Source organism: Paraburkholderia sp. (assembly GCF_034668105.1).
Lineage (GTDB): Bacteria > Pseudomonadota > Gammaproteobacteria > Burkholderiales > Burkholderiaceae > Paraburkholderia.
In genome coordinates this window covers 1-4,920 of the sequence record NZ_JAXDPY010000364.1, presented here as the reverse complement: position 1 = coordinate 4,920, position 4,920 = coordinate 1, and the positions used below count along the sequence as shown (strand labels likewise).

The 4,920-nt window shown below is 63.9% G+C and carries 3 protein-coding genes; all 3 read right to left on the bottom strand.

The features are described 5' to 3' along the window. Positions 1–245: 245 nt before the first annotated feature. On the bottom strand, positions 246–2,072 hold the full coding sequence (locus QOC89_RS16435) for a methyl-accepting chemotaxis protein (RefSeq protein WP_323045975.1): 1,827 nt from the start codon (positions 2,070–2,072) through the stop codon (positions 246–248). A gap of 451 nt (positions 2,073–2,523) precedes the next feature. Beyond that, complete coding sequence (locus tag QOC89_RS16430) at positions 2,524–3,564, bottom strand: LacI family DNA-binding transcriptional regulator (protein WP_323045974.1); 1,041 nt, start codon at positions 3,562–3,564, stop codon at positions 2,524–2,526. 304 nt (positions 3,565–3,868) lie between these two features. Further along, on the bottom strand, positions 3,869–4,831 hold the full coding sequence (locus tag QOC89_RS16425) for a sugar ABC transporter substrate-binding protein (RefSeq protein WP_323045973.1): 963 nt from the start codon (positions 4,829–4,831) through the stop codon (positions 3,869–3,871). Between the last annotated feature and the right edge of the window lie 89 nt (positions 4,832–4,920).

Below are 4,920 nucleotides of genomic sequence, written 5' to 3'. Positions count from 1 at the left end.
TGTAAGCATGGTCCCGTCCAACCCTTCATCGGGAACGAATGTTGCGGCAGGGTGGCGGGTGCTTCATCGCTGCTGGAATTTGGTGTCGCGTTCGAAGCGTGGCAATGACGGCGTGTGAGGCTGTGCGTGTGCGTCTGTCGGTTCGCAGCGCGGGCTGGCGCAGTACGTCCAGGCTGTCGAAACGTGCGGGGGTGATGCGGCACGCCCGGCCACATTGCCATGCCCTGTTTCCCGAACGCTGCCGCTTAGAACGTCTCCCAATCCTGATCGCTGCCGGCGCTTGCCACTGCCTTGACAGGTGCCCTTGCCGGCGTAGCGGCAGCCGGCGCCGCCTCGGCAGGTGCCCTCGCTGTCGAGGCGGCCTGCGCACGCGGTGGCGAAGCAGCTTGTGAAGCACGTTGTGAAGCAGCTTGCGACATGGCTTGCGAAGCACTCTGCAAAGCCGGTTGTGACACCTTACGCGCCGCCGTCGGATGGCCCGGCGCGCCCGCGCGCTTCGGTGCCGCGCTCACCGGCGCCTTGTAACCGCTTTCGTCGAGCTGGAACACGGCGACCGCGGTACGCAGCTTGCCGGCCTGATCTTCGAGCGACGAGGCTGCCGCGGCCGCTTCTTCGACCAGCGCGGCATTCTGTTGCGTCACCTCGTCCATCTGCGTGACTGCGCGCGCCACCTGGTCGATGCCGTTGCTTTGCTCTTGCGAAGCCGCCGCGATCTCACCCATGATGTCGGTCACGCGCTGCACCGCGCCGATGATCTCGGACATCGTGCGGCCGGCTTCATCGACCAGCGCCGAGCCGGACTGCACGCGCTCCACCGAAGTGTCGATCAGCCCCTTGATTTCCTTGGCCGCCGCCGACGAGCGCTGCGCAAGGCTGCGCACTTCTCCCGCCACCACCGCGAACCCGCGCCCTTCTTCGCCGGCCCGCGCCGCCTCCACGGCCGCATTCAGGGCCAGAATGTTGGTCTGAAACGCTATCCCTTCGATGATCGAGATGATGTCGGCGATCTTCGCCGAACTCTGATTGATCTCGCCCATCGTGCCGACCACCTGGCCGACTACCGCGCTACCCCGGTTGGCAATCTCGGACGCATTGGCGGCCAGTGAGCTCGCCTGGCGGGCGTTGTCGGCGTTCTGCTTGACCGTGCCGGTCAGCTGCTCCATGCTCGACGCGGTTTCCTGCAAGGCCGAAGCCTGCTCTTCGGTGCGCGAGGACAGGTCGATATTGCCGGCCGCGATCTGGCGCGTGGCCGTCGCGATCGATTCACTGCCGCTGCGTACCGAGCGCACCGTTTCGGTGAGACTGCGCTGCATTCTGGCGATACCGTCGAGCAACTGCCCCATTTCGTCGCGCGAGGTGATCACCACCGGGCGATGCAGATCGCCTGCGGCGATCGCGGCAAAATGCCCGAGGGCTTCGTCGAGCGGACGTCCAATCGCGCGGCTGAGCGTCAGGTAGGACAGCACCGCGGCGAGCACGCCGACCAGCAGGGCAACGGCGCTCACCGTGCGGAACACTTGATAGCTGCTTTGCGCGGCGTCGAAACCTTCCTGGGCGGAGGTGAACTGGAACTTGCGCAGCGCATCGTCGGCGTTGGCAAGGTCGTTGTACGCCGCCTGCACGCGTTTGGCGCCGTCGACCAGATTGCTCGGGTCGTTTGCCGTGATGATCGCGGCAAACGCGTCCAATTGCTGATGCAGCGCGCCGCGTTTGGCCACCACGTCCTGGGCGAGACGATCTTCCTCGGCGCCGCGCGGCAGATCCATATACTTTTTCCACCAGCTGTCGGACGTGGCGCGCATCGAACGCGCGCGCTCGATCGTCGGCGCGACCTCCGGCGTGCCGGCCATGAACGCCGCCCGGTCGAGCGCCAGCCGTTCGCGCGCGGCAAAGAGTTCGGCGTTGCCGATATTGACCGCGCTCGGCATATTGTTAGTGAATGTGTCCTCGTACGCGGCGTTCGAGCTGCTCATGCCGAACAAACCGAAAACGCCAATGCCGACCAGCAGCGCGGCGAGAAAAGCCATTGTGAGGCCAATCCGCGCCTTGATCGTGATGCCTTTGTTCAACATGCTTGTTCCTGTGCTTAACAAATAAGAGGCTGCGTGCACAGCGCGGCTAGCGTGGGGCGTCTGCGTCTATGGCACGGCTGGATGCCGCTCTAATCCCCATGTTTACGGCATTTCATCCCCATACTTGAAGGTTGTATAGGGTACGAGGTAAGGCACCGTAGGCAGCTGGAAAACATTACAGTCCACTGACAGGGAGCACCCGGGCGAAGGCCGCGCGGTACTTGGGCGTTCAGACAATTGATGCGAGGCGGCCCGGACGAATTCACGGGGCTCGGGTGGCTGACCGCAGACGTGCGAGGGGTGGGGCAAAGCGGCTGGGTTGTACGAAAGTAATGACTTGCCTGAGGGACAGTCGCAAGGCGTTCGCACTCACCGTAGGCGCACGATAGAAGTCGAGCCGAGGCCAGGTTGCGTGAAAGACCGGACACGAAGCCATGGGCCTCGCGCCGGCTCAGGCGGCCAGATCGCGCCTCGCGGCGCCCGCCCATGTCGCGGTGGATTCGCGCACGATCAGGCGCGGCGACACGACACGCCGCCGGCCCGGCGCGCGCGGACTGCCTGACGAAGACCCGGCGATACGTTCGATCAACGTCTGCGCGGCCATATCGCCGAGCGCGCGGACCGACTGCCCCACCGTCGAGAGCGACGGATAGGTGAAGCGTCCCAGTTCGATATCGTCGAAACCGATGATCGAGCAATCGCGCGGCACGCTGATATTGCGCTCGGCCGCGGCACGCAGCGCGCCGATGCCCATCATGTCGTTGCCGGCAAAAATCGCCGACGGCTTCAGCGTGTCGAACAACTGCCCGGCCGCGCGATGGCCGCCCGTCCCCGAAAAATCGCTTTCGACAATCGCGTTGGCCGGAATCTCGATGCCGCGCTCGGTCATCGCGCGGATAAAGCCGTGCACCCGCATGGCGCTGACCGCCGTGTTCACCGGCCCGGTGATGCAGCCGATCCGCACGTGCCCCAGTTCGAGCAGATGACGGGTCGCGAGATAGCCGCCCTTGTCATGGTCGATCTGCACCAGATCGGCGTTCAAGCCTTCAATATTGCGGTCCACCACGACCAGCGGCTCGTGCGCATTCGCCAGGGTCTGCGCCAGCACGGCGTCGTCGCCCGCGGAGGCGACGATCAGTCCGTCGATACGCTTTTCCTGCAGCACGCGCAGATAGTTACGCTGCTTGACCGGATCGTCGTCGGAATTGCAGAAGAACAGGCAGTAGCCGTTGCGCGAGCAACCATCCTCGATGCCGCGCGCCATTTCCGCGAAATACGGGTTCGTACTGTTCGGCACCACCAGTCCGATCGTCGCCGTCGCCCGCGCCTTGAGCGAGCGGGCCACCGCCGACGGCACATAGTGAAGCTGACGGATCGCATGTTCGACCTTCGCGCGCACGTCGGCCGACACCGGCCGTGAGTTGTTCACCACGTGCGATACCGTGGTGAACGACACGCCTGCCACGGCCGCTACATCCTTGATCGTCGCCATAACCTGTTGCTCCCCGCCTGTTGTTCTCGCCGGCCGCAACCAACGGCAGCCTCGTGTCATACGGGCCCATGCGCGGACTGCGCAGGCGCTTTCGACTCCGCACCCTCCCGCCGGTAGCCGCCGCAAGGACGCTTACCTCTGGAATTAACGGCGGCGCGGAAGGTTTCTTGAGCGTTTATTGAATTAACGCAAATCCGCGCGTTTTTCGCCATGTATTCAATTACGGCGGCGTGAGTCGAATCCGCGTGGCTACACGTGTCGCGGTGTTTCTTACAGTTCGCATCCGGTGCGGACTGCCGCAAGCTTACTTGGTCACCAGATCGCACGGCGTTTCCACCACGCCGGACAACTGCGACTGCTTCTTGTGCTCGCTGATCGCCTTCAGCGCCGTATCAATGCCGAACACGGCCTGCTTGGCGGCGTACTGGTCGGCGGTGGCGAGCACGCGGCCGTCCTTGAGCATCGGCCTGATCGCGTTGATGTTGTCGTAGCCGACCACCAGCACCTTGCCCTGCTTGCCCGCCGCGCGCACGGCCGAAACCGCGCCGATCGCCATGTTGTCGTTGCCGGCCAGCAGCGCCTTCAGGTTCGGATACTCGTTGAGCATGGCCGACGCCACCGCATTGCCCTTGTCGATTTCCCAGTCGCCCGATTGCACCGGGACGACCTTGGCGCCGACGCTCTGCATGGCGTCCTTGAAGCCCGCGGTACGCTGTTGCGCGTTGGTGGTGGTCGACACGCCTTCGATAATGCCGACTTCATCGCCCGACTTGAGCTTTTTGGCAAGGTAGTCACCGACCTTCTGCGCGCCCTTGCGGTTATCCGGGCCGACGAACGGCACATTCAGGTCCTTGGACTTGAGCACGTCCGGGTCGAGCCGGTTGTCGATGTTCACGACGATGATGCCCGCGTCGACGGCCTTCTTGACAACCGGCACCAGCGCCTTCGAATCGGCCGGCGCCAGCACGATCACATCGACCTTCGAGACGATCATCTGTTCGACGATGCGGATCTGGTTCCCGGTATCGGTCTCGTCCTTGATGCCGTTGGTGATCAGGTCGAACTGGGAGGCATTGTGCTTCTGGTAGTCCTTGGCACCGTTTTCCATGGTCAGGAAGAACTCGTTCGCGAGCGACTTCATTACCAACGCGACCTTTGGCTTATGGGCGGGCGCGGTTTGCGCATAAGCGGACGAAAACGGCAACGCGGCAGTGGCAGCGGCAAGAACCGCGGCCGCCAGCATGCGGCGGCGAAGGCGAAGGTTCATGGATATCTCCAAGGTTTGTCCGGCTCGCGCCCGAGCCGTATTTTTAATGGTGCGCAAACGTTTGCGACGGCTATTCTCAGCGTGCTGAG

What these genes read in the sequence shown, in the direction of transcription:
- QOC89_RS16435 (WP_323045975.1), bottom strand. Translation starts at nt 2,072, where the DNA reads ATGTTGAACAAAGGCATCACGATCAAGGCGCGGATTGGCCTCACAATG.
- QOC89_RS16430 (WP_323045974.1), bottom strand. Translation starts at nt 3,564, where the DNA reads ATGGCGACGATCAAGGATGTAGCGGCCGTGGCAGGCGTGTCGTTCACC.
- QOC89_RS16425 (WP_323045973.1), bottom strand. Translation starts at nt 4,831, where the DNA reads ATGAACCTTCGCCTTCGCCGCCGCATGCTGGCGGCCGCGGTTCTTGCC.